Origin of the sequence: Lutimonas vermicola, assembly GCF_038433205.1 — a bacterium.
Classification (GTDB): domain Bacteria; phylum Bacteroidota; class Bacteroidia; order Flavobacteriales; family Flavobacteriaceae; genus Lutimonas; species Lutimonas vermicola.
Window position 1 is genome coordinate 366,563 of record NZ_JBCDNA010000003.1, and the last position, 25,922, is coordinate 392,484.

The window sequence follows — 25,922 nt, forward strand, 5'->3', positions numbered from 1 at the left end:
TTGAAAATTAAAAAGAATATGTACAGTTTGAGGGTTTATTGTACAAAATGTAAAAGACAATACAACTATCATAACATAGAAAATTGTGACCATGCCGAATACCAACATTATAAATCTTTGGTATCAGATATTAATGGAAGAAGAAGAACCAAAATGTATCGAACAAAAAATTTTGATGAAGCATTGATTTCAGCTATTCAATTTAGAAAAGATGTGAAAAACGGAGTTTTGGAGAATTATTCCAAGGTTGAGGTTTATGACCCAAATAATCTATCAATTATTGATGCTGCCAATTTATTCTTAAATTTTTGCCATGGAAACAATGTGCCTAGCCATAAAAAAAAGAATATATCTAAAAATCACCTCTCGGATATTGAAAGAAATGTTAAGCAGCTAATCAATATTTTTAGGGAAAATAATGTCAATGTCGAAATGACGACCATAAATTCGTTGAATGATTATCATGTTGGATACTGGTACGACCACGTAACAAGCAACTATTCCGTTGGAAGTTATCCAACAAAGCTCAAAATTATCAAGTCCTTTATCAACCATATGATTGATGAGGTTGGTGTTACAATGGGTAACCCATTCAAAAGTGTGAAATTTGATGCGATAGTATATGACACAAGCTCAATTACAAAAAAGGAGTTTTTAGCTGTATTGGATGCGGTTGATAATAAATCACCTTACAAGCAGCTCCAGGGCAAGCGTAGAGAGCGCAAAAATCACTACAGACCCTATTTGATTGATGGATTCAAACTAGCCTTATATACTGGTCTAAGGCGTGAAGAATTAGTTACTCTATCTTGGAATGATTTGTATTTTAGTGAAAAAACTGATGGTCTCATTTTTTTAACCGACAATCTAAAAGTTGAAAGAATCACTGGAAAAAAGTATAAGAAAAAATATATTCCAGTAGGCCCTGACCTCTACAGTTTACTTGTTGAATTGGGATATGAAGATTTCAAGGATAGCACCTTAAACGTTCTTCATCCTCATAGAGTTTCTGGTATAAAGACCATAATAGCCAACCTATCCAAAGGATTTACCCATTTTTATAAGCAAGCCTTTCCTAGTAAGAAACGAAAAACATTCAAAATACTTAGAAAAACGTACCTATCATATTTGAATAAAGCTGTTGGAGATGATTCAATTGAATTAAGTTCTCATGGTAGTAAGAAAATACTTTCCACTCATTATATTGATGCCGAGGTTGTTGCTAAGGGATTAACTATGAAAATTTTTAAATAAAAAATATATCTAATTATTGTCAACAGAATAATGAACGTACCACCTAGTGTTTACATCAGACCGAACTGGGTCAATTTTAAGCCTAGTCAATTTTCAACATGAATAAATCACTCGTTTTCATTAATCAATTTGAACCTTTTATCGTATAGTTCAAAAACGAAATAGAATTTTAATCGTATTCTATTTTTCTTTCTTCTATAATAATTGGCACTCCATCAAGATATTCTATCTTTTTAATAATATTACCCTTCTTATCAAACTCATATGTAAAACTCTCTGTATAATCATATTTTTCTCCATTATCAGTACTTCTTCCTTTATACTTTTTCGAAATCAAATAACCTTCATCACTGTATTTCAATAATTGTATATTTTCATCATTAGGAACATAACTACTAAACTCTGTAGTTTTGATTAACCTTCCTTCATTATCATATTCATATGTAAAATAATCTTTTTCTGTTCGAGTTGCTCTTATTAAATTTCCTTCATTATCATATTCATATTTAAAATTACCTTTTTCAAAATCAATATATTTGGAGCTACCATCCTCCTTAAAGTGTGTTTCCCCTATCAAAACACCATTGTCATCATATTTGTAAGTTCTTTTTAACACAAACTGACCTTCTTCATTTATGATTTTTTCAATTTCGTTACAATTATTATCATATTTAATTAATTCTTCATAAGGCCCTCTATATTGTTGTTTGTCATAAATAGTTTTAGTAATAAAACCAATATTATCGTACATTATTAAAAGTGTTTTTCCACTTTCTTTTTTATAACCTTTAAAAATTTTCCCACCCTTTTCTTTAGCTTCATAAAAATCACATCTTATTGATTTGACATCCCCTCTTAAACTCAAATGGTTTAGGTCACAATCTCCTATTTTATCTTTAGCACAATTACTGAGTAAAATAATCAATAATAAGTTGCGGAATAGTTTTATGTTCGTCATGTACAATTTTATTAATTAGTTAATACTTACTGTTTGATTTTATAATAATAATTCTTTTTTATATCATTATTTTGGAGAATTTACATATGTACGACCACCTAATACCGCAGGTGCAACTTGCATTGCTTCTCCTGGTTTAAATGATATAACATTTTCAATCCTATTCTTTTTAAATAGAACTCTTATATGTCGGATTTCATTATCTGAATCATCTAGTGCTGCATACCAGTAAAAATAAGTGTCATAAATCATTACGGTACTATATTCTTTATCTGGCTCCCCCAGTAACTGTTTCATTTGATAACTACTACTTCCCATTAATAAAGATTTTAATGCGCTAAATTTCAGAACAGGTTGGCCATTTTTTTCATAAACTTTTTCCGTATGTTCATCAGTATCCCTTGAATCCATTTCAATTTCAGACTGATTATTGATAATGTTCTTATTAATTTTAATTCGCTCTAGGACTCTCTGATTATCGTCATTGCAAGTCCAACCACTTCTACCTTCTATAAGCATCAATTGATTTGCTGATTTGACTTCAATTTCAATTTCAAATGGCTCCTCAGGATAAAAACCTCCGTACTCTCTGGAATTTTCTTTTAGGATTAATATGTTATTATCATATGAAGAATTACCCTTGATTTTCCCTAATCCTGCACAGAGATTTACTATGATTTCAAATTTGTTATTCGGTAACAGTGTTAGATAATAATCAGCTAAATTATCCTCAATTAAATACTCTCCAATTAAATCAGAGTATCTTGACACATTACTTTTTTTAATGTCAATGATTGAATTGCTTAAAACGTATCCAATTCTTTCCACAGTTTCGTGATTTTGACTTTTTTGATAAAATTTAACCTTTAGCCATTCGGCTTTGACTCCATTAATTTTATCTTTCTTGTTGGTAATTTCAATGACTTTGATTCTAATCAAGTATGGTATTCTATCAATTTCAAATGCATCAATATTAGGTTCATTTCTTATCGAAATACCTTCAACTGTTGAAACGAAATAAATATCATTAATTTCATACTTTTCATTTGTACAAGAGGTTAATAGAAAGATAGCAACGATAATGATATAGTTTCTCATAGCAAGAATTTTAATTAGGAATTTAGAAAAAAAATGAAGCCATTAAAGACAGAGATAAGTAGATAATTTTTGTCATATTTTCTCTAGAATATAGGATTAAAACTGCCTATTAAAGGTATTGGGTTATGCCGTGTTCTGAAAATAGAATTAAATTTAGAGCTTAAATCTTTATAATGAGGTGATTTATATCAGTTTAAGGTAGTTTACCATTCTATTATAGAATAGAGTCAAATGAAATGATTAGTATTTATCTCAAAATATTATGTTCGTAATTGAAAGTGCAATAACAATGATAAGCAGAGTTAAGTTCTCTACTTGTTACCGTAAATTTATGGGTAAGAGTTTTGCAATGCATTCAAGACAGGGGTCTGAGCCTCCTAATCGACTATAAATAAATATTTCTTATCGGAATAAATCATTAGAAAACTCCCCATTACTCAATAAAGAATCGTTTATCAAATAAGAAGTACCATATGCTTTTCGAGTAGATTTGTCTCTTGAAAACCCTACGGTGATTAATATGGAATTGTTTATGATTAACATATTATTTATAGAGGCATATTTTTCTGAAATATAATGATTGTTTAGAATTTTTCCTGATTTGGCTTCAATAATTTCAATGTATGGATTATCAAATCCAAGATACCCTCCATCTCCAGAAGCTCCTCCAATAATAATTTTAGAATTAGTTTCACAAATAGAATTTAACTGTGTGAAATATTTTTTTTCAATTGACCAAAGACGGTTATTTAAAATTGAAAATCCTTGTAATCTAAAATGGTTGGAAATAGAATTATTATTGATATTTAAATTGGAAACATTTACAAATATACCCTGTTCTGGCAAAAAATATACTTTTTCATATTTACCCTCAAATTCATCAAATAGAACTTTGACAATTTTATTATCTTTTATTATATAATAGAAAATTCTTGATTCACTCCTTATTGCAACATAATGAGTATTATTATAAACCCAATAACCAGCCAATCTAAACCAGTTTGAAAATCTCTCAGAATTAATGTCAGATTTGACCAATGTTTCAAACTTCTCTGTAGCACCCTCGAAATGAGATGATTTGTAAAATATGTAAGGATTATCAGTTGTAAGGTCAATTTTAGTTTCAAATGATTGTCCTTGGGGTTTTATGAATAAAAATCTTTTATCAGAGAAATGTGATTTTCCAATAACTGCAATTGACCTGGAATTAGTTTTTCCGTCTTCAAAGGAAAAGGACTCTACAGTATTTCTTCCTTTAATTTGAAAACCACTGTTGTAATCATATAACTTAAATGTTTTATTACTTGTTGAACCAAATTCTAATTTTAAATTGCCACTATCCGAATATAATTCACTGAATAAATTAAATTGGGAGGTAAAAGTTGATGAAGTAATTAACCCACCTGGGTCTTCATACTCAGTTCCTCTTTCAAACCAAAAGTTACCCCCCATCATGGTTTTTTTAATTATGTGAAAAGATGCTACGATATTCTGATACTTGTAACTTCTTCCTATTACATACAAATCACTTCCAGTGGAATAAATAAAATCTGTTTCTCCTAGACCTTTTAACTCAACCTTAAATGGAGGCATATTTTCCTTTTCTAAAGATTCACGGACTTTATTTGAATTATTCAAAAATCCCTTGTTGTATTTGATTGAAGAATCTGGTTGCATGAATTCAACCATAACTAAATCAAAATTATTATTTTCAAGATGATTAGTTGTTTTTATGAAATTCTGTGAGTACGTAAAGGAACCGAATAAAAGAGTTATTGTTATCAATAATAAAAGATTAGTTTTTGCCTTTTTCATGTTTAATAAATTTATGTAATATGATAATTTCGCTTCCTTATTTTGAATATTCATTTAATTTAAAAAAGAGAATAAATTTAGAAGCCCACTCTGACTTCACTCCCCTTGAATATCCAATTGTGCTATAGTTTTATTTTTAAACCGTTCCATCCTCTTTAATATTCCCAGTAGAATTATAGTTGCCCAATTGTATTCTTTAGGCATTAATGGATATAACACTTAAATGAGAAGTAATAATAAAACAGAAGTTTTCATATGAGGGGAGTTCAAAGGTTTACTTGTAAAAGATAAGACATAATTCAAATTAAGATACTGATATTTATCACCTTATGGGAAAATACCCTGATAGGGGTATTCTAAATCATATAATAATTTATGAAAGAATAATTTTCCTGTAAGTTAGATTAGAACAATTTATGAATGGATTTCATCTAAAATATGTTAATATCGAAAAGCAAAGTCTATTAACATTGACAAGTAGAGTTTAGTTACTCCTTGCATTACTCTATATTTTGGGTTGGAGTGAAGAGTGTGTTAATAGTACATACAAGACTAGGTGTCGGTGCCTCTTTCTTGGTATCAATTATAAATTAAAAAATTACTTAAATACGCACCACCATACCCCACCACCAAAAAAAATATAATTTGATAAATCTCTTGAAACCCGTGATATATATGGAATTTGATGTTGTTGTTAAAGTAGATGTATTTGACTGCCAGTCAAGCACTCTAGCCAACTGAGCTATAGCCCCATAATTTTGAGGAAGCAAATTACGACATTCCTTTTAAAACAAGCAAGGGAATATTACTGTTGAAGTCAATTTTTTTGACCCTGTCGTCTTCCCATAGTTTTTTAAAGAAACCCCTTCTTCGTCGAATCACGCATAGCATGTCAGGCTTCTCTACATTCAGGAATTGAAGAACTCCTTGATAAACAGTTGCATTGGTTGTGGGGATATGAGTATCAATAAGGCTTTTCAACTTATCATTTAATTCAAGGTCCTTTGCATCTAACTTAGGCGTTTTTACCTGTAGCAAATTAATGTTTGAATTAAAAGTTTGTTGAATTTTCACAAGAAGATCCAAAGTCTCTACTGATTTTATTGAGCCTGATTTAATGGTCATCAATATCTTTTTAACAGGTTTGAATTTGACCTGTGCAGGAATGATTAAAACAGGTACTTTGGTGTCTTTTATGATACTTCCCGTGATTTTCCCCAGAAAGACAGTATCATCCGCTCCATCGTTCTTGGTGGATGCAATAATAAGGTCAATATTCAAAAGTTTATTCAATTGCTTCAAAGTATCAATCACCGAATATCCTTTTAAGGTACTTGTGATGATCTTTACATCCTTTCTGTCTACATTGTTCAAATGTTCTTTTAAGGTCTCTTTACTATCCCGTTCCATAATCTGGTCAACATTCAACAGGCCGCCACTTATCTTGGGGCTACTATAAACGTGAACCAAATAAATTTTGGCACCAACAGCTTGAGCAAAATCAATTGCGTATTGTAAAGTGTTCAGGGCATTAATATTGCTTCCAACCGGAACTAGAATGTTTTTCATAAGGCAATGACTTAACTATACTTAGGGTTAAAAATAAATAAAACTTCCAAGTTATAGACCGGAAGTTCTATTTATTTAGTCTTATACTATATTAATACCTGTAATAATCAGGTTTAAAAGGGCCTTCAACTTTCACGCCAATATAATCAGCTTGTTCAGGACGAAGTTCTTCCAGCTCAACTCCAATTTTTTCCAAATGAAGCCTTGCCACCTTTTCATCCAAATGCTTAGGAAGCATATATACCTTGTTCTCATAATTAGCTGAGTTCTTCCAAAGCTCGATCTGTGCAAGGGTCTGATTGGTAAATGAGTTACTCATTACAAAACTAGGGTGGCCAGTGGCACAACCAAGATTTACAAGCCTTCCTTCAGCCAGAAGAATAATTTCCTTACCATCAATATTGTATTGGTCCACCTGAGGCTTGATCTCGATTTTTGTATCACCGTAATTTGCATTTAACCAGGCCATATCAATTTCATTGTCGAAATGCCCGATGTTACAAACAATGGCTTTGTCTTTCAACGCCCTGAAATGACGTTCCTGAACAATATCTTTGTTTCCGGTTGTAGTGATAACGATGTCTGCTTTGCCAATAACATTGTCCATTTTTTTAACTTCAAAGCCTTCCATTGCTGCCTGTAATGCACAAATTGGATCTATTTCGGTCACAATTACTCTAGCACCTGTTCCTTTAAAAGAGGCTGCTGTCCCTTTTCCAACATCACCATATCCTGCGACCACAACAACTTTTCCTGCCATCATCGTATCTGTGGCTCTGCGGATTGCATCAACGGCGCTTTCCCTGCAACCGTATTTATTATCAAATTTTGATTTGGTAACCGAATCATTTACATTGATCGCAGGCATGGGTAAAGTGCCTTCTTTCATTCTTTCATATAATCGATGTACGCCGGTAGTAGTTTCTTCAGAAAGTCCCTTGATCCCTTTAACTAACTCAGGATATCTATCAAGTACCATATTCGTTAGGTCTCCTCCGTCATCAAGAATCATATTCAATGGTTTTTTGTCTTCACCAAAGAAGAGCGTTTGTTCAATACACCAGTCAAACTCTTCTTCTGTAAGGCCTTTCCAGGCATAAACAGACACCCCGGTTTCTGCTATGGCAGCTGCAGCCTGATCTTGTGTTGAGAAAATATTACAGGAACTCCAGGTTACTTCGGCTCCCAAGGCAACAAGGGTTTCAATTAAAACCGCAGTTTGAATGGTCATGTGTAAACAACCAGCAATTCGCGCACCTTTTAAAGGTTGCTCGTCTTTATATTCTTCACGAAGACTCATTAAACCCGGCATTTCAGCTTCAGCCAAATGAATCTCTTTTCTTCCCCATTGGGCAAGGTTAATGTCTTTAACCTTATATTTTACGTAAGTAGATGTTTCTGAACTCATAATTTTTATATTTGTTTAGAGTTTGCAAAAATACAAAATACCTATTTAAAATTGTATGCCTATTTATAAAACCATTAATTCTGAAGGGGGAACCAAGATCTTTGTATGGAAAATCGAAGAATCTTTTGACGAATTGAGCCGCGGTTTGATATTGACCGAAAACAGCAGGTCCAGGCTGGAAGGAATGAAATCTCTGCTGCATCAAAAAGGGTTTTTAAGTGTAAGGCAATTACTGAAACATGCTGGTTATCAAGATAAAGATCTTTATTACAACGAATATGGAAAACCTTTTTTGAATAACGAAAAACATGTTTCCATTACGCATTCCTTTGAATTTGTAGCAGTTTTGATCAGTGATTATGATGCGGGAATTGATGTCGAAAAGAACAGGGAAAAAATTATTACAATTCAACACAGATTTGTGAATACCCAGGTGGATTCGCTGTCTGATGAAGATCTGGTTAAGCAATTGACAGTCATTTGGGGGGCAAAGGAGTCTATGTACAAAACCTATCCTTATGGGGGATTAAGTTTTCATGACCACATTGGGATTAAACCTTTTTTGTTTGCTGAAGGCAGGTCATCAGGAAGCGTTATATTTGACACCTGGAAAAAGGACTATGAAATAAGGTTTGAGTTTTTAAAAGAAGGATTTACACTGGTTTATGCTATAGATAACCAGGCTTTTTTGAATTAGTTCAAGAAGCATTATATATGTGAGCAGTGAAACGAAGTCAGCGCAAGTATGATTTATGAGCATTTTTTATCGGCGATGAATGAAGGCAGCAAGCTTCTTGCTATTTTATTGGATCCAGACAAGGTGGATGATGATGCTCTGCTTGAAACGCTTGGCAAGATTAATGATTCCATTGTCGATTTTATTTTTGTGGGAGGAAGCAGTGTTGAGGATGAAGCAACAAACAGCTTGGTATTGAAACTGAGAAACCTGACCACCCTCCCTGTTGTTTTGTTTCCCGGGCATTATCAGCAGATAACAGCTCACGCTGATGCCATCTTGTTTTTATCCCTGATTTCGGGAAGAAATCCTGAGTATTTAATCAATCAGCAAGTCAAGGCCGTTCCTTATATTCAAAAAACTGCATTGGAGGTGATTCCTACCGGATATATCCTGATTGACGGGGGGAAGGAAACCGCTGTGCAAAAAGTGAGCGAGACAAACCCCATGGCCTCAAATGATATTGAAAAAATCACACAAACTGCTATCGCCGGAATGTATATGGGGAATAAGTTGATTTATTTAGAAGCAGGGAGCGGTGCTACAACACCGGTAAGTACTTCTGTGATCAGATCAGTAAGAAATAACATAGATGTTCCGTTAATCGTTGGAGGCGGAATCAGGTCAAAGGAAGAACTACTCGAAGCCTATAAGAACGGGGCGGATCTTGTGGTCATTGGAACTGCCTTTGAAGAAAACATAGATTTCCTCACTAAATTCATGAAAAATGAACATATCTATTGATATATCCATGTATCCATTACATGAGAATTTTGAACAGCCCGTTATAGAATTTATCAAAACGTTGAGGGACTCTTCCTTTCATGTGGAAGAAAATGGTTTGAGCACTCAAATTTTCGGGCCTTATCAAGAAGTCATGGCTTTTGTTAATTCAAATATTCACAGTTCGCTTCTGAATGAAAGGAACTGTGTTTTTATTTTAAAAATCGTCACCGACGACAGAAGTCATCATGCACCAGATTATTGATTACCTGTTTGAACAGTATCGGGATTACCAAACGCTGGATATTATTCTGGAGATCGTTGCCGTGATTTTTGGGTTTCTTTCTGTTTGGTATTCAAAGCAAAACAAGATTTTTGTTTTTCCAACCGGTATGATCAGCACTTCTATTTTTGTCTATTTACTCTATAACTGGGGGCTACTGGGCGATATGATGATCAATGCCTATTATTTTATTATGAGTGTTTATGGCTGGTACATTTGGACAAGAAAAATAGACGCAACTCATGTAACCCCTATTAGCCGAACCAACGATCTGGAGAAAAAGCAATCGGTATTTATTTTTCTCGTCACAATAGTTTTTGTTTTTATCGTATATTATTACAGCGATAAATGGAACAACTGGACAGCCTATGTTGACACAATAACAACTGCTATTTTCTTTGTGGGAATGTGGTTGATGGCCAAAAGAAAAATTGAGAATTGGATTTATTGGATTTTAGGGGATATTATATCAGTACCCCTCTACCTTTATAAAGGCCTGGCCTTTACCAGTTTTCAGTATTTAGGATTTACATTTATTGCGATTTACGGATATATAGCATGGAAAAAGCACTTGAACAGTTACCGGTAAATTTGGTTAAGATTGTATTATTTGGACCTGAATCAACGGGTAAAACAACCATGTCGGAGTTGCTGGCCAAGCATTACAACACCGTGTGGGTTCCGGAATATGCCCGGGAATATTTACAGGAGAAATGGAACAACGAAAGAAAGACCTGTGAAGATGACGATCTTATCCCCATTGCCAAGGGTCAGATAGCCTTGGAGAATAAGCTCGCTTTAAAAGCAGATAAGATTCTGATTTGTGATACTGATTTGCTGGAAACCAAAGTATATTCTGAAGAATATTACGGTGGGTTCGTACACCCGAACCTGGATAAATACGCCCTTAAGAATCAGTATGACCTTTATTTGTTGACCAATATTGACACCCCATGGGAAGCAGATGATCTGCGCGATCGCCCTGATCAAAGAAGGGAGATGTATGATGCATTTGAAAACGCTTTGATAAGCTATAATCGCCCCTATGTTAAATTAAACGGAGATATCAAAAACAGGATGTCGGTGGCCATCAAGGCCATTGATGCCATCTTAAAAAACAGAAATGATTTGGACAGTTACTCCAGTCAGTTATAAATTTTCATTACAGATTTAGGTCTTATTTGCACTACTATGGATATTGAAAAGCTTTTGAATGAAGTGACATTCACCTTTACAAGGTCAGGAGGTCCCGGAGGGCAGCACGCGAATAAAGTTTCCTCAAAAGCGGTTATTATTTTTGATATAGAAAACTCTCAAGCTATTTCTGACGAGGAAAGGATGAGGCTATTGAAAAAACTTACAGGAAGACTGAACAGGAAAAATCAAATTATATTGACATGTGACGAGAGCAGAAGTCAGCATACCAACAAACAGATTGTAACAGATCGCTTGTTGTCAATACTCAGAAATGCCCTTAAATTATCTAAAACAAGGGTTCCTACCAAGGTTAGCAAATCAGAAAAAGCAAGAAGGCTGGAAGCCAAAAAAAGGCATGGAAAAAGGAAGGCTCTGCGACAAAAGCCCAAATTTGACTAATTTGTTCAATATGATTTTTTAATTGACAAATGTTGGTTACATTTGCATTGATCTTATAAGGGGTGCCCAATATAGGCTGAGATTAAACCCGTTGAACCTGGAACAGATAATGCTGTTTAGGGACAAGATTTTCAACAAAACTGAGAATCTGAGTATATCCATTCGAATTTCACCTCTTTAATTCGAATTTTGCAAACTAAAATATCCCATTTGGGAATTAAAAATGAAACAACTTGTTGTTATTTTCATCATGTGCGCTTCTATGGGGTCATATGCACAGGAAAAAAGTATTTTAAAGGACACCATAAATCTTGATGAGGTACTGGTCAAGGCTACAAGGGTGGATGAAAAGGCCCCTTTTGTCAGGAGCAATGTCACAAAAGAGGAAATTGAATCCAGGAATCTTGGGCAGGACATTCCTGTACTCCTGAATTTTTTACCAAATGTAGTGTCTACATCTGATGCGGGCAACGGAATAGGCTATACCGGCATAAGAGTTCGAGGTAGTGATGCGACAAGGGTCAATGTAACAATTAATGGGATTCCATTAAACGACAGTGAATCTCATGGGGTATTTTGGGTGAACCTGCCTGATTTTGCCAGTTCTACCCAGAGCATGCAATTGCAAAGAGGGGTAGGGTCCTCTACCAATGGGGCAGGTGCCTTTGGAGCGAGTTTGAGTCTCTCTACAAATGGTATTCAAGAAGACGCTTTTGCCGAAGTTGGATTTTCAGGAGGGTCATTCAACACTTTAAAAGCAAACATTCAGTTCGGTTCGGGAATCCTTGGGGGAGATCAAAAGTTTAAATCTGAGTTTACCGGAAGGGTCTCAACGATTCAATCAGATGGTTATATTGACAGGGCTTCTGCGGATCTTAGATCCGTTTACCTTTCGGCAAGTATCTTTAGTGAAAAAACCTTGATCAAGGCAATTGCTTTTGGAGGTCATGAAATTACCTACCAAGCCTGGTATGGAATTGACAAGGAGACACTTAACACGAGCAGAAAATACAATCCTGCCGGGGAGATCTATGACGAGAATGGTGCTTTAACAGGATATTATGAGAATCAGGTAGATGATTATAAGCAGGATCATTACCAATTGCATATCAATCATGACTTTGGTAATGAATGGACAGGTAACCTGGCCTTTCACTATACCTATGGAAGAGGTTTTTATGAGCAGTATGAAAATGATGCCGATTTTTCTATCTATGGTTATGATCCCATTACAGTTGGCGGAGAAGAGATCAATTCAACCGATTTGGTGCAAAGGAAATGGCTGGATAATGACTTTTACGGAACAACCTTTTCGGTTCTTAAGAGCTTTGACAAAATAAATATGATTGTCGGAGGTGCTTTTAATCAATATGATGGTGATCATTTTGGAGAAGTGAAATGGGCAAAATACGGTAGTGAAATGATTGATGACCGCTTTTACGATAATACCGGAAAAAAAACTGATTTTAATCTTTACCTCAAGGCCGATTATGCATTGAATGAACAATGGAGCTTGTTTGCTGATATGCAATACAGATTTGTAAATTACGAAGTAGAGGGGATCGATGAAGGACCTGTAAATATTGAGCTTAAGGATAAAAATAATTTTTTTAATCCAAAATTTGGCCTGACTTATTTTCTTGATAAAAGCAGCTTTTACCTATCTTATGCCAAAGGTCATAAAGAGCCCAAACGAGCTGATTATTTAGCCAATAACAAGGTCAAGCCAGAATCCTTGGATGATTTTGAATTGGGCTGGAATTATAACACCGGTAATTTTAGGTTAAAGACGAATCTGTACTATATGAATTATGTCGATCAACTTGTTTTAACCGGGAACATAGATAATGTGGGAAACCCCATTGCCGATAATATTGGGAAGAGCTATCGATTAGGCCTTGAGATTGATGCAGCCATAAGATTCGGTGAAAAGTTTTCCTGGCAACCAAATCTGGCATTCAGCACAAACAAAAATATTGATAAGTATTATGAATTTGATGGCAAATTGACCAATTTTGGAAATACCGATCTTTCATTTTCCCCGGGTTTTATTGCCGGAAGCAATATCGTTTTTGAACCATTGGCAAATATGAAAATCAGTTTACTTTCTAAATACGTTGGCGAGCAATATATGAGTAATATTAAATTGGAGGCTTCTAAACTGGAGGCATATTTTGTGAATGACCTTCATGTAAGCTATGAGATTACAATGAATAAGGCATTAAAATCGATTGTCTTCAGTGGTTTGGTCAATAATCTTCTAAACGTCAAATACGTATCAAACGGATACTTCTATACCTATGATGACACATGGAGTGATCCTGATCAAATCACTACAATTACCGGGGCCGGATACTATCCTCAGGCCGAATTGAATTTTTTGTTAGGGGTTAATCTTAAATTTTAAACTGCAGCCTAAGCCGAAGAATTATTTATATATAAGCCTGTTAGAGCCATGCTTTCAATAGTAAAAAGGTTTGATGGAGCAGGTTTCAAAAGATTAGGACAGCGATAAAACCCTTGGATCAGGATTAGGGTTTTGAAAAGGCAATGCTCCATATACCCCTAAGGTCTCCTTCTTTAAAACCTGTGGCGAGGTCATTTGGGTAATGAGATTTGATGATTGAATCTGCAGCTCTGGAAAGTTCCTGATCAAGCGTCCCATGACAGATTAAACACTTTTTCTCAACTAAAACAGGAGCATAATAGTTTGGATTTCCGTGTTGGTCAAGTCTTACAATGGGCTCAAGGGGAATTCCTTTTTCTATATTTGCTTCAAATTCCCTGAGAATGATTTCTTCATTTTCAGAAGGCTTATTCAAAGGATTTCTTGTTTTTAGAGAGGTTCTTTTTATCTCAATGCCAAAACTATCTGCCATTTTTTGGGTCAGGGGAAGTGCTGCAGTATTACAAAATTCAACCGCTTCAACAAGTCCTCCGGATTTCATTTTGTTTGTAAGAGTTCCGGACAATTCTGCCCCTGTGCTTTTTGAGATGATGCCTCCTTTTTCCTTATAGGCTTGAGTTTCTTTATCAGACAAGGATGTGTTGCATGAGGCCAAAAGCATTGAAAAAAGAAGAAAAAACATCAACTGATTCATACTTCGATGTTTTAGTTAACTTTTTTAAAGCCTTCCTTTTCCCATTCCATAATGCCTCCTTTAAGGTCATAGATTTTTTTAAAACCCATTTCTTCCATTATTTTGGCCGCACTGCCACTTCTTCCTCCCATTTTGCAATAAACATACACCTCTTGATTTGTGTCAAGTTCCCCTAAAAGCTCTTTAAAGTTTCCTGCTCTGAAATCAATATTCACCGAATTTTCAATATGGCCTGAAGCATATTCCTTAGGCGTTCGCACGTCGATTAAAAGAATATCCTTATTGGCTTTGTTTAAGTCTGCAGGGGCAATCAGGCTAATTGCAGAAGCTGAATCCTGATCTGAGGATTTGTCATTTTTTTTCTGATCACATGATACCAGGCTTATCCATAACATCACAATCAGTAAAATGCTTTTGTTTTGAGTATTCATCTTTACTTAGTTTAAGGTATTTTACGTAAAATTACATAAAAAAAGGGAGCTTGCGCCCCCTTTATGATTTGTCTAATCTAAATTATAATAGTGTTGTGGGACAAACATAATCTGTCATCGGAACCTCTGTTTCCTTGAGATCCTTAAATCCACCCCTGACATCTGTTACTTTTTTTACGCCATTAGCCTTGAATATAGATGCAGCAATCAGAGAACGATATCCACTGGCACAGTGCAGAAAATATTCTTTATCAGGATTTATCTCAGAGAAATTCTCATGAATAAAATCGAGGGGGAAATTTTCTACCCCAACAACATGTTCCGATAAATACTCTGATTCTTTTCGTACATCAACAGGTTTTTCCATTTCGCCTTTAGTCAATTTCTCAGCGAATAAATGCGCTGATATTGAGCCAATCGTATCCACTTCAAAACCATGGCTTTTCCAATTTGCTATTCCACCTTCTAAATAACCTAATGTGTTATCGTACCCAACTCTTGAGAATCGTGTTACAATTTCGTTTACCCTGTTCTCACTGTCGGCAATAAAAATGATTTTTTGATTGATGTCTTTTATGAGTGCTCCAACCCAGGGAGCAAAATTACCGTCAATACCAATATACCAGGCTCCGGGAACAGTTCCTTCTTCGGCATATAATTCTTTACTGCGCGTATCAACAACAAGAATATCTTTTTGTTCACTCATTTCTTTGAAAGTTGCAGCATCCAGAGGGGTTGTTCCTTTATGTAAAATGTCTTCAATACTCGTATTGATAGTTTTATTCATTCTAACATTATTTGGGAAATATTGAGGTGGTGGCTTTAAACCAGTAGTGACTTCCACAATAAATTCCTCCTTTGTCATATCCGCACGAAGTGCATAATTCGTTTTCTTTTGATTTCCCAGGGTATCAAACGTTTCGCTACTCATGTTTTTTCCACAGGCAGAACCTGCTCCATGATTAGGATATACAATGATATCATCAGGAAGTGTCATAATTTTATTTCGAAGGGAATCATACAAGTGTCCTGCTAAGTCTTTTTCTGTTAATTTACCTTGTTTTACAGCTAAATCAGGTCTTCCAACATCACCTATAAATAAACAGTCACCTGTGCATACATAAGGTGTATTTCCCTCATCATCGGTAATTAAATAGGAGGATGATTCCATTGTATGACCCGGAGTATGCAGCAACGTTATTTTACCTTCACCAAGGGGGAATTCTTCTCCATCTTTTCCATTATAAATGTCATATTCAGCAGATGCGTTTGGCCCAAAAATGATTTTAGCCCCGGTTTTTTGCGCTAAGTCATATTGTCCGGAAACAAAATCTGCATGAAAATGCGTTAGGAAAACATATTTTATTTTAGCATTATCGGCTTCCGCCATTCTTAAATACGGTTCGGTCTCACGAAGAGGATCAATAACAGCAGCTTCTCCATTTGACTCAATATAATAAGCCATTTCAGCCAGGCATCCTGTGAATAATTGTTCTACTTTCATTGTTTTTTATTTTAAATTTACTCAAAGTTAAGGAAAGATGAATTATCATATGTAACACTTGTTACCATAATCTTCCACTTTTTTAACGATTAGATTGTTTCGTATACTCCTGATAACTATAAGGTTTCGGTAGCTCAAAGCAGTTTTCTTTGTAGCAATCGACAGCTTCTTGTATACTCATAAAGCAATGATCGTACCGAATTTTTTTCATGAGTTTTGATTTCACCAGGGCATCTCTTACGGGGCCTTTCAGGCCTGCGAAAGCCAACGTAATATCTCTTGAAGAAAAATAGTCGTGGACTTCTTCAAGGGCATAAACGGCACTGCTGTCTAAAGCATTTAAGCTTTCAGCATCGATAATAAGCAATTTGAGCGACGGACCTTTTTCCAGCGAAAATTCTTTAAGCTTATCCTTGAAGTATTGGGTATTTGCAAAATATAATTGGGCATCAAATCTCACAATCAGGATTTCTTCCTCAATGATTACATCGTCAAATCGATTTATGTTTCTGTAGAAATGGGTTCCCGGTACATTGCCAAGAACAGCCATATGGGGTTTGGTTGATTTGTAAATCAGCATAGCCAAAGAGAGTACAATACCAAAAAGGATGCCCTCCTTAATTCCTACAAAAATTGTAATCAACAAAGTAGTGTTCAGAATAATCAAATCCCTTCGGTTATAACTCAATAGGTTTTTCGGCATGGAAAAATCCAATAGCCCGAACGCAGCAACTATAATAATGGCGGCAAGGATTGCTTTTGGTAAAAAGAAAAAAGTTGGGGTAAGGAATAATAAAGACAAAGCGATAATTAATGCTGCTATCAGAGATGAGAGCGGAGTCTTTGCTCCCGATTGGTCATTTACTGCTGTTCTTGCAAAGCCTGCCGTGGCAGGATAGGTTTGAAAGAAGGATCCAACCATATTTCCAAAACCAAGGGCAATTAATTCTTTATTGGCATTTACCTGATAACTGTTGTGTTTTACCTCTACTGATTTAGCAATTGAAATGGCTTCCATAAATCCAATGAGGCCCAGGGTCAATGCCAGCCCTGAAAGTTCCTCCATCAAGGCCATATCAAATGATGGAATGATGAATTTGGGCAACCCTCTGGGAATTTCTCCCAGAATCATAATCCCTGCCTGATCCAATTTGAATGCGTAAACGATAAGAATTCCAAGGACGACAACCAGCAGGGCAGCAGGAATTTTTTTATTGATGTTTTTGAAGGCCAAAAGCATTATTATACCTGCGAGTCCGATAAGGGCAGTCGGCCAGTGAATTTCAGAAAATTTGTGAATAATGTCTATGAGTAAAATGTGCATTTGGTTACTCCGATCTACTTGTATGCCAAAAAGATTACCCAATTGGTTTACAGCAATGATAACAGCCGAGCCTGAAGTAAAACCACTAATGACCGGTTTGGATAAAAAGTTAACTAAAAAACCAAGATGAAAAAGGCCAAACAGAAGTTGAAAAAACCCTACCATAAAAGCAAGCAGTATGGCTAAGACTATAAAGTGTTCCGATCCTGTGGCTGCAAGAACGCTAATTCCCGAAGCTACGATCAATGAATCCATGGCCGCAGGTCCAACAGAGAGTTGCCTTGAAGTTCCCAAAATAGCATAGACTATTTGAGGGATCATAGCGGTATAGAGTCCATAAATAGGAGGAAGGCCCGCGATAATCGCATAGGCAATTCCCTGGGGAATCAGGATGACGCCAATCGTCAAACCAGCAAAAAGATCATTTTTTAGCCAGGCCTTCTTATAATTTGGCAGCCATTGTAAAATAGGAATATGCTGTTTTAAATGCATAAACTACTGTAAATACATGAGTTAATTACTTTTTTATAAGATAAAAAAAGGAGTTTTAGCATTCGTGAAAGATACGAACTTTACAATTCTCACAAATCTTTTTATCCAGCTTATCGAAGATAGCATGAATAGCCGTTGCTTTATCCACATAAAAGTTTTCTACCCCGATTTCTTCTCTGAACCCTCCTTTTTTCAGGATTTGCTGACTTACGATTTTTAGTCCGCTGAAATAAATTCCACCACCTCTTTGCTGCCATTTTTTTGCCTCATAAGCAAGCCATGTAGCTCCGGCAAGATCAATAAAATTAATTCCTTTGGCGACGATTAATACGTGTTTTACTTCTCCTCTTTCATAGAGATTCGCAAAGAACTCCGAAACGACCTCTAGTGCTCCAAAATAAATTGAACCATCTATCCTTACGATTTTAAGCTGCGGGCATTCCTTGACATCAGGGTTTCTAATGACATTGATAAAGCGATGTACCTTGGTAGTTCCAAGAACGGCAATATTTGGTTTTGCCGTTTTTTCCAAATAAAAGAATAAAGAAAGTCCTATCCCCGAGAACAAAGCTGTTTCGAGTTCAAAAAACAATGCCCCAAAAAGGGTGGTTCCCAAAACGATTAGTTCTCTTCCACTGCTTTTGAACACCTGTTGGATATGATGAAAGTCAATAAGGTTATAACCCACGAGCAGGATAATCCCTCCCATGGCCGATTTAGGCAGAAATGAAGCATACTGTGAGAACAACAACAAAACAACCATCAAAAAAATAGCGGCAAAGATCGCAGACATTGGGGTTTTGGCTCCGGCCTGATAATTGACTCCTGATCTTGTAAAAGATCCGGATCCCATATAGCTTGAAAAAAAACTGGCGACGATATTAGACAATCCCTGTCCTTTGAATTCCTGGTTTCCGTCTATCCTTTGATGAGAAGACAGGGCAATAGACCTGGCGATGGCAACAGCTTCAATCAGTCCGAGCAATGCCAGGGTAAGGGCTCCTGTACTTAATTCCTGAATGTTTGTTATTGAAAAAGCAGGAATGCGAAAAGGAGGTAAACTCGATGGAATCTCACCTACATTTTCTATACCATTTGCTTCGCCGCCTAAAAAGTAGGCAAGAACACTACCAAGAACCATAGCGATAAGCATATAAAACCTCGAAAGAGGTTTTATAAATTTTTTAACGAGAATAGCAATCAGCATGGTTCCTATGGCTACACCAAAAACATACCAATTCGTTTGATCAATGTTTAAAATAATTGTTTTTAAAATCGTATAGAATGAACTCCCTCTGGGAACTTCTAATCCAAATACATGCTGAAGTTGTTTAAAGGCAATCAACACGCCTGCTCCTGCAGTAAAACCAATAATCACCGAATGCGAAACAAAATTGACCAGTTTACCCATTCTGGCGAGGCCCATGGCAAATTGGATAAGACCTGCCATAGCTGTTAATACAAGAGTAAGCGCAACATAGTTTTCAATATCTGTAGTGGCATCTGCCATTTCGCTCACCGTGGCAAAAACAACAATTGAAATTGCCGTGGTAGGCCCTGAAATCAAATGATAGGAAGAACCAAATAGAGCTGCGATAACAGGGGTAATCATCGCTGTATAAAAACCATATACCGGTGGTAAGCCTGCAATAATTGCGAAAGCCACGGCCTGCGGTATCACAATTATTGTTCCTGTCAACCCTGCAATTAAATCATCCTTCCAAGACTTTTTTGCCAAGGGCAACCATACTAAAAAAGGAAAAAATCTTTGCAGCATCGTGTGCAATTTTAGGTTTATTATAGTCGCAATTCCACCAAAAAACTTAACAGTTTCTCGGCCAGGAATTTAAAATCGTGAATCATTTGGTGATCCCTGTACCAAAAGACCTTGACAATAAGGTCAAGCCTATAATTTATGGTTATATATTTTCTTCTTCAAATAATTTGATCAGTGCTTCACTTGAAGGCCTTGGTGCACTTGCACTCACGATGTTGCCTTCCGGATCAACAAGAATAAACCGCGGAATTCCATTGATTCGATAGTCTTGAACAAATTCTGATTTCCATCCCTTAGGTGCAAAAATTTGTATACCTCCCAGTTCTTTTTCTGCAACCATTTTTTTCCAGTCTTCATTGGCTTTTTCCCATGATCCACCATGTGATCTGTCATCGTCTATGGACATACTCACAAAGGCAATATTTTTGCCGTGGTATTGTTTTTCAATCTTTTTCAAGGAAGGAATTTCAGCCTTACACGGTCCGCACCAAGTAGCCCAAACATCAATATATACGTATTTTCCTTTAAGATCAGAAAGGGAAGTTTTCTCACCAGTAATATTTTCATAATCGATAAACAAAGGAGAGGGTGTCCCTTTAGGGAGGTCTCTTTTCATTGCCAAATCTGCATTGATATACCTTCTGTAAGAATTAAGCATAGGATCTATGCTTTTTAAACTGCTGTTCACAACCGATGTATCAATGCTCTGGTCTGAATTATAAAAGCTAGTCAGCTCATCCTTTATTGACATAAATTTTTCTTCACGAGCAACAGAATCTAAAGCCATAAGCTCATCAAGGTCAAGTAAACGTTCTTGTAACAAAGATTTTTGGGCTAGGAAATTACTGTGCTCAGCACCATTTCCCGAGAATTTAACCGTTTCATCAAACATTTTAGTATCCAGAGTTATGACAAGGTCAAATCCATTTTTCAAAAATACAGAAGCAGATTCGCCTCCGTCATAAAAAGTGTATTGCCCGGTTTCTATCTTAAGAGTGTCCCTAAACGACCCATCCTCATTAACAGGAATAGTTTTGGAATAGTTTCTACTTCTAATGACTACAGAATCACTGTTCTTATCAGTAATATTTCCAGATAACGAAACATAATCTTTTGGCTCGTTTTTACAGGATGCGATGGCCAGCGCAACCATGAAATAAGCAATTTTTCTCATTTGTGTTTTTTTAATGTAACTTTTACGGCCAAATATAAAATTAATTCTACTTTTCAGGATTGTTTTTATCGTCTTTTATATAATACGTTGATTCATCAGGTTTAAATGCTCTTTTGAACCATAGTGGTCTGCGAAGACCGTCCGGACCTGGTGCCGGCCTGGCCATGGCTAACCATTCTTTATATACCTCATGTGATTTATTGGTGTCGACAAAAATATCACCATAGTTGTCATCCGGCCCTGGTTTTTCGATGCGCACCCTTTGATGCCAGGTGTGCATGCCACTGATCGGGTCGGGATGAACAGCATGAGTTATGTTTTGATGAACTCCTCCGTCTTTCCAAAATATCCTTTTTGAGTCACTATCGCTTGATTCAAAAGGCTTAATACCCCTTTTTGTACTCATTTTCCATTGTCCTGTAGCTGTATTTTCAATGTCAACAGTGTTTGTGGCCCAACGGTTTCCATCAGAATCTTGTTCTCTTCTCCATCTTCCAATATGATGAGAACAAGCTACGACTCCGGGCTTCATTGACTGGGTGACCCACACTTTATCAATGAAATATCCTATATCCGTGTTCATTTTAACCAGGTCCCCGGTTTTAAAATTCCATTTGGCAGCATCTTCAGGATGCATCCAGATAGGATTTCTATTTGAGATTTCCACGAGCCATTTGGCATTGCCCGACCTTGAATGAATAAGGGTTGGCAGCCTAAATGTCGGAACCAGCACGTATTCACCTTTGGATTTGTCTAATACATCATTATGGATATGACTTTTGATATAGGTTGGTGTTGAATATTCGGGCCAGTTCCAGTCAACCATCGTTTGAGAATAGAATTCGTTTTTCCTTGACGGGGTTGGAAAACCAACCATGGCTTCTCCGTTGATCATAACCCCGATATCTTTGCCATTCTTCCTGATGACGCCGTTTTTTTTATCTACCACAGATCCCTTCAACTGTTCTTTGCTCAACAGGTTTTCGTTCTTTTTGTAAGACTCTCCTTTTTCAATTTCAAAGGCCCCGTATTTAGACATATATTCAAATTCTGACAGACCTTCTTTTTTTGCAGCTTCCGGTAAACCCTGGATTCTTTCAAATATATATTGATAGTATTCTTCAATGGTAATTTTTTCGCCGGGTCGTTTTGGCGATTCAAAATGTTTGCGGATACCCATGCTTCCGTCCGGATCAATCCTCCAGCTCAACTCGATCCAGAATTCATCTTCTTCCCATACTTCTCCGGGGTTCGCTTCATAGGTATATTGAACAGGGGTTCCGTTTCTTCGGGCAGCTTCCCTTAACACGGGTTGCCTGAAGGCTACCCAGGTTCCGCCATGTGTAGCATATGAATTAATGTCGTGTCGTTCAGGCGCCAGACCCATGGGTAATACAAGGTCGGCAAAAAAGGCCGTTTCGCTCCATATTGGTGTTAAGGCAGCATGAAGGCCGAATTTTGTTTCATCCATAAACATTTCCATCCAGGTAAATCCGTCGGGATAGGTCCAGACAGGATTAAATACCCTTGAAAAGTAAACATCCATTTTTCCTCTGCCTTCCTTAAGGAAGTGAGGCAGCAATTGACTCATTTCGAAAAACGCCAATGGATATTCTTTTGGGAAATGCAATTCATTCCATTTTTTCTGAGGTTTTGGCGGGTTAGGAACTTCGGGTTTGAATTTGTTCCAGGAGTTTGGAGATGTTCCGCCTTTTGCTCCTACGGCACCTGTTAGCACAGTGAGAAAATGTAAACAACGAGCCACGGCCCAACCGCCTAAGTTGGAGGCTCCGGCACTTCTCCAGTTATGACTGGCAAACCGTTCTCCGGCTTCACCAATTTTCACTGCAATCTCACGGATCATTTCCGCTTTTACCCCTGATTCTTTTTCAGCAAATTCAGGAGTGAACTCTTTGTATTCCTCCTTCATGGCCTCGATATAATTTTCAAACGTTATCTCTTTATCCGGGTGTTTGGCTTCAAGGTACTCTTGCCAATTGGTCCAGTTTTCTAGATATGGCCTGTTGTATAAATTCTCTTCTAATATGATCAGCGCCATGGCCAAAAGCACTGCAGCTTCTGTTCCGGGATAAGAAGGCATCCAATAGTCACTCATAGAAGCCGTGTTGGATAGCCTTGGGTCCATGGTGGCCAGTTTGGCTCCTTTCATTTTTCCTTCAATAATACGCTGTGCATGAGGATTAAAATAATGCCCGGATTCCAAATGTGCCGAGATGAGTAAAATAAATTTGGCCTCTGCATGATCTGGTGAAGGCCTGTCGTATCCGTACCATATATTATAGCCAAATCGCGCTCCGGAAGAGCAGATGTTTGTATGTGAATTATGTCCGTCAATACCCCATGACGGCAATACCCAATTCATAAATCCTTCGTGCCCGGGTCTTCCAACGTGATAGGCAATTTCATTGTGTCTGTCTTCTTTCAAAGCTTTTCTGATCCTGTCGGCAATGGTATCAAGGGCTTCATCCCACGAAATTCTTTCCCATTCTCCATCCCCACGTTTCCCCTTGCGTTTCAACGGAAACAAAATACGATCGGGATCGGTTACCTGGTTGATGGTAGCTGGTCCCTTCGCACAGTTTCTGCCGCGACTCCCCGGATGATAGGGGTTGCCCTCAAACTTTTTGATCTCTCCTGATGATTTATCAATAAAAGCAGTCAAACCACAGGCACTTTCACAGTTAAAGCAGGTGGTTGGTACAATCTGATAATTGGTTTTCTTCTTTTTGGGCCAAGACTTGGGATCAAATTCTATCCAGTCATTCCACTTTTCAGGAGGAGGGAAATTTTCATACATCTCAGCAACTTTTTCGTCACTAAAATGACGCATATCAGAATCAAATTCCTGATAACCTTCTTTGTGAAGGTCTGGAATAAGGCCAATTTTCTCAGCCAGATTTTCTATAAAGGATGCTTTTTTATAGCCCATATTGATGTATTTATAAGTTCAAGACTCTTTGTTGACGTCTTTCGTTTTTTTGTTTCACTAGGCCAGAGGAATTCTTTGAGGCGCCTCTACCCATATTTTTTCTGTGATGTAGATTCCAATGAGAATTAAGATTCCGGCTCCTGCCAGGGTTAAAGGACTTGGAAAAAATTGAACCAAAATCAACGGTAGAATATTTCCTACAATCACGGTTCCAAACCAGAATAAGCCCTTGTATTGCTCTTTCAGGATCATATGCACCACTTTTTTTGCTGCTTTTGTGGGATGCGTAATAGTGAGCTCACTAATAAGCGTCATCAGATTTACAAGCAGGGAAATACTAATAATGGTTCCTAAGCTCTCCATCCATCCTTCAGGTTCTAATACAACTGCTAAGATTGAAAACACAGCTGCACCCGCAAGAACGCTATGCACAAGCATGTGCAACGGGAGTGTTGGGCTTTGCCAAAAATCTCTTCCTTTAGCCTGAGCAAACAGGAATGCCGTGTAGATGGCAAGGACAATTCCAAAGAAAGCGGTTAATCCAAGCAGTAGGTTTTCAGGAATGTTCCATTCGAAAAATGTTGCAACCCCCCAAATTGTCATTAAAAGGCCAAAAATAGAAATGGTATAGCCTCCTTTGACCAGCCAGGAATTCCACTGTGGCCGAAGCAGTACATTCAAAAATCTATCAGGCCTGTCCAGATCCATCACTAAAAACAGTCCGGTGAGCCCTAAAAACACCAAAGAGATTCCCACAGAAAGTAATTTAGTGGTATTTGAAATTTCATAACCTAAAACAATGGCGAGCAATGGAACTAAGAATGCACCTGCAGCAATCGCTTTTGTAGTGACATAGGCCGATACTTCCCAGCCCCAAAGAATTCCTTTGTCCGGGGTATCATATACCCTTCTTGCTTTGCCATTGAGCACGTCTATATAATTTGGATTCTCAGAGTCCTTTTTCTGATAGGCAGCCTGTATCTCATTGTCAATACTCATTTGCAACAAGTTAATATCGTCATTTGAATGCATCAGTTTTTCGGCAGCCTTGGCATAGTGGCCAACACCCCTTGATTGCGAATTCCACAAGCCGGGTCCTGATTTATCTGTTGAATCAGGATCAAGAGACTGATAATCTCCATCAATATAGAATAAATTGGGTTTGGTTCCTTTTTCAGGTTTTCTGACCATGACCTGTTCCCTGGCAAGCAAAGTTGCAATCTCAGTTTCCGGATTGTCCATGTCTCCGGCAATAATCGCATGCTCGGGACATACATCCACGCATGCCGGTGCCCTTCCTACTTCAACCCTGTGGGCACAATAATTACATTTGGCAGCGGTGTTATTATCCGGATCAATATAAAGCGCATCATATGGACAAGCCTGCATGCATGATTTACATCCTATACATCTGTTATTGTCAAAATCAACAATACCATCTTCCCTGGTGTACAGGGCCTCAACCGGGCAAATCTCAACACAAGGAGCATCTGTGCAATGGTTGCACCTCATCACTGAGAAAATTCTGCGGGTATTGGGAAAAACTCCTTTTTCGACTTGTTTTACATAGGTCCTGTTGACCCCTATAGGCACATCGTGTTCACTTTTGCAGGCAGTTGTACACGCATGACAACCGATACACTTTCTGTTGTCAATAATAAATCCGTATTTCATATTCGAAATGGCTTCGTATTAATGGGAATTCCTATTTAATAATGCAATTGAGAAA

At 37.0% G+C, this 25,922-nt stretch carries 21 protein-coding genes; 8 read left to right on the forward strand and 13 right to left on the reverse strand.

The annotated features are described in order from the left end of the window. Positions 1–1,254, forward strand: a complete 1,254-nt coding sequence (locus tag AABB81_RS13645) for a tyrosine-type recombinase/integrase (protein ID WP_342161111.1) — start codon at positions 1–3, stop codon at positions 1,252–1,254. Positions 1,255–1,423: 169 nt separating this feature from the next. Here AABB81_RS13645 and AABB81_RS13650 read toward each other — a convergent pair whose 3' ends face one another. From AABB81_RS13650 to ahcY, 5 genes are all read right to left on the reverse strand, one after another. Then, the gene (locus tag AABB81_RS13650) at positions 1,424–2,212 is read right to left on the reverse strand and encodes an RHS repeat domain-containing protein (RefSeq protein WP_342161112.1); all 789 of its coding nucleotides are present in this window, start codon (positions 2,210–2,212) and stop codon (positions 1,424–1,426) included. Positions 2,213–2,278: 66 nt separating this feature from the next. After that, positions 2,279–3,310 (reverse strand): hypothetical protein, encoded by a 1,032-nt coding sequence (locus AABB81_RS13655; RefSeq protein ID WP_342161113.1) that lies wholly within the window; start codon positions 3,308–3,310, stop codon positions 2,279–2,281. A 402-nt stretch (positions 3,311–3,712) separates the two neighbouring features. Then, positions 3,713–5,125, reverse strand: a complete 1,413-nt coding sequence (locus AABB81_RS13660) for a hypothetical protein (RefSeq protein WP_342161114.1) — start codon at positions 5,123–5,125, stop codon at positions 3,713–3,715. A 771-nt stretch (positions 5,126–5,896) separates the two neighbouring features. Next, a complete protein-coding gene (locus tag AABB81_RS13665; RefSeq protein WP_342161115.1) occupies positions 5,897–6,694 on the reverse strand; it encodes a universal stress protein in 798 nt (265 codons plus the stop codon). A 91-nt stretch (positions 6,695–6,785) separates the two neighbouring features. Then, positions 6,786–8,102, reverse strand: a complete 1,317-nt coding sequence (ahcY, locus tag AABB81_RS13670; RefSeq protein ID WP_342161116.1) for an adenosylhomocysteinase — start codon at positions 8,100–8,102, stop codon at positions 6,786–6,788. 55 nt (positions 8,103–8,157) lie between these two features. Between ahcY and AABB81_RS13675 the strand changes: the two genes are divergently transcribed. The 7 genes from AABB81_RS13675 (at position 8,158) to AABB81_RS13705 (ending at position 13,847) form a co-directional block, all read left to right on the forward strand. After that, a complete protein-coding gene (locus tag AABB81_RS13675) occupies positions 8,158–8,799 on the forward strand; it encodes a 4'-phosphopantetheinyl transferase family protein (protein WP_342161117.1) in 642 nt (213 codons plus the stop codon). Positions 8,800–8,847: 48 nt separating this feature from the next. After that, on the forward strand, positions 8,848–9,582 hold the full coding sequence (locus AABB81_RS13680; RefSeq protein ID WP_342161118.1) for a phosphoglycerol geranylgeranyltransferase: 735 nt from the start codon (positions 8,848–8,850) through the stop codon (positions 9,580–9,582). Beyond that, positions 9,566–9,826 carry a hypothetical protein gene (locus AABB81_RS13685; RefSeq protein ID WP_342161119.1) on the forward strand — a complete coding sequence of 87 codons (261 nt, stop codon included), beginning with the start codon at positions 9,566–9,568 and terminating at the stop codon, positions 9,824–9,826. Before AABB81_RS13680 ends, AABB81_RS13685 begins: the two co-directional genes overlap by 17 nt. Next, positions 9,810–10,433, forward strand: a complete 624-nt coding sequence (gene pnuC, locus AABB81_RS13690) for a nicotinamide riboside transporter PnuC (protein ID WP_342161120.1) — start codon at positions 9,810–9,812, stop codon at positions 10,431–10,433. The genes AABB81_RS13685 and pnuC overlap by 17 nt, the downstream gene beginning before the upstream one ends. After that, a complete protein-coding gene (locus tag AABB81_RS13695) occupies positions 10,403–10,999 on the forward strand; it encodes an AAA family ATPase (RefSeq protein ID WP_342161121.1) in 597 nt (198 codons plus the stop codon). The genes pnuC and AABB81_RS13695 overlap by 31 nt, the downstream gene beginning before the upstream one ends. Positions 11,000–11,035: 36 nt before the next feature. Continuing rightward, positions 11,036–11,440 carry an alternative ribosome rescue aminoacyl-tRNA hydrolase ArfB gene (gene arfB / locus AABB81_RS13700; RefSeq protein WP_342161122.1) on the forward strand — a complete coding sequence of 135 codons (405 nt, stop codon included), beginning with the start codon at positions 11,036–11,038 and terminating at the stop codon, positions 11,438–11,440. Between the two features lie 223 nt (positions 11,441–11,663). Continuing rightward, positions 11,664–13,847: a TonB-dependent receptor gene (locus AABB81_RS13705; RefSeq protein WP_342161123.1), complete on the forward strand. Its 2,184-nt coding sequence runs from the start codon at positions 11,664–11,666 to the stop codon at positions 13,845–13,847. Positions 13,848–13,971: 124 nt separating this feature from the next. Here the strand turns inward: AABB81_RS13705 and AABB81_RS13710 are convergent, their stop codons facing one another. The 8 genes from AABB81_RS13710 to AABB81_RS13745 all read right to left on the reverse strand — a co-directional run bounded on the left by AABB81_RS13710 (position 13,972) and on the right by AABB81_RS13745 (position 25,867). Then, complete coding sequence (locus AABB81_RS13710) at positions 13,972–14,541, reverse strand: Tll0287-like domain-containing protein (protein WP_342161124.1); 570 nt, start codon at positions 14,539–14,541, stop codon at positions 13,972–13,974. Positions 14,542–14,552: 11 nt separating this feature from the next. Further along, positions 14,553–14,972, reverse strand: a complete 420-nt coding sequence (locus AABB81_RS13715) for a rhodanese-like domain-containing protein (protein ID WP_342161125.1) — start codon at positions 14,970–14,972, stop codon at positions 14,553–14,555. Positions 14,973–15,054: 82 nt separating this feature from the next. Then, on the reverse strand, positions 15,055–16,476 hold the full coding sequence (locus tag AABB81_RS13720; RefSeq protein WP_342161126.1) for an MBL fold metallo-hydrolase: 1,422 nt from the start codon (positions 16,474–16,476) through the stop codon (positions 15,055–15,057). An 82-nt stretch (positions 16,477–16,558) separates the two neighbouring features. After that, positions 16,559–18,292 carry a SulP family inorganic anion transporter gene (locus AABB81_RS13725; protein WP_342161127.1) on the reverse strand — a complete coding sequence of 578 codons (1,734 nt, stop codon included), beginning with the start codon at positions 18,290–18,292 and terminating at the stop codon, positions 16,559–16,561. Positions 18,293–18,347: 55 nt separating this feature from the next. After that, the gene (locus AABB81_RS13730; RefSeq protein ID WP_342161128.1) at positions 18,348–20,069 is read right to left on the reverse strand and encodes a SulP family inorganic anion transporter; all 1,722 of its coding nucleotides are present in this window, start codon (positions 20,067–20,069) and stop codon (positions 18,348–18,350) included. 142 nt (positions 20,070–20,211) lie between these two features. Continuing rightward, positions 20,212–21,243 (reverse strand): TlpA family protein disulfide reductase, encoded by a 1,032-nt coding sequence (locus AABB81_RS13735; RefSeq protein ID WP_342161129.1) that lies wholly within the window; start codon positions 21,241–21,243, stop codon positions 20,212–20,214. Between the two features lie 46 nt (positions 21,244–21,289). Next, positions 21,290–24,193, reverse strand: coding sequence for a molybdopterin-dependent oxidoreductase (locus tag AABB81_RS13740; protein WP_342161130.1), 2,904 nt, complete (start codon positions 24,191–24,193; stop codon positions 21,290–21,292). 57 nt (positions 24,194–24,250) lie between these two features. Next, entirely contained in the window at positions 24,251–25,867 is a 1,617-nt protein-coding gene (locus tag AABB81_RS13745; protein WP_342161131.1) for a 4Fe-4S dicluster domain-containing protein, read from the reverse strand. Positions 25,868–25,922 lie beyond the last annotated feature (55 nt).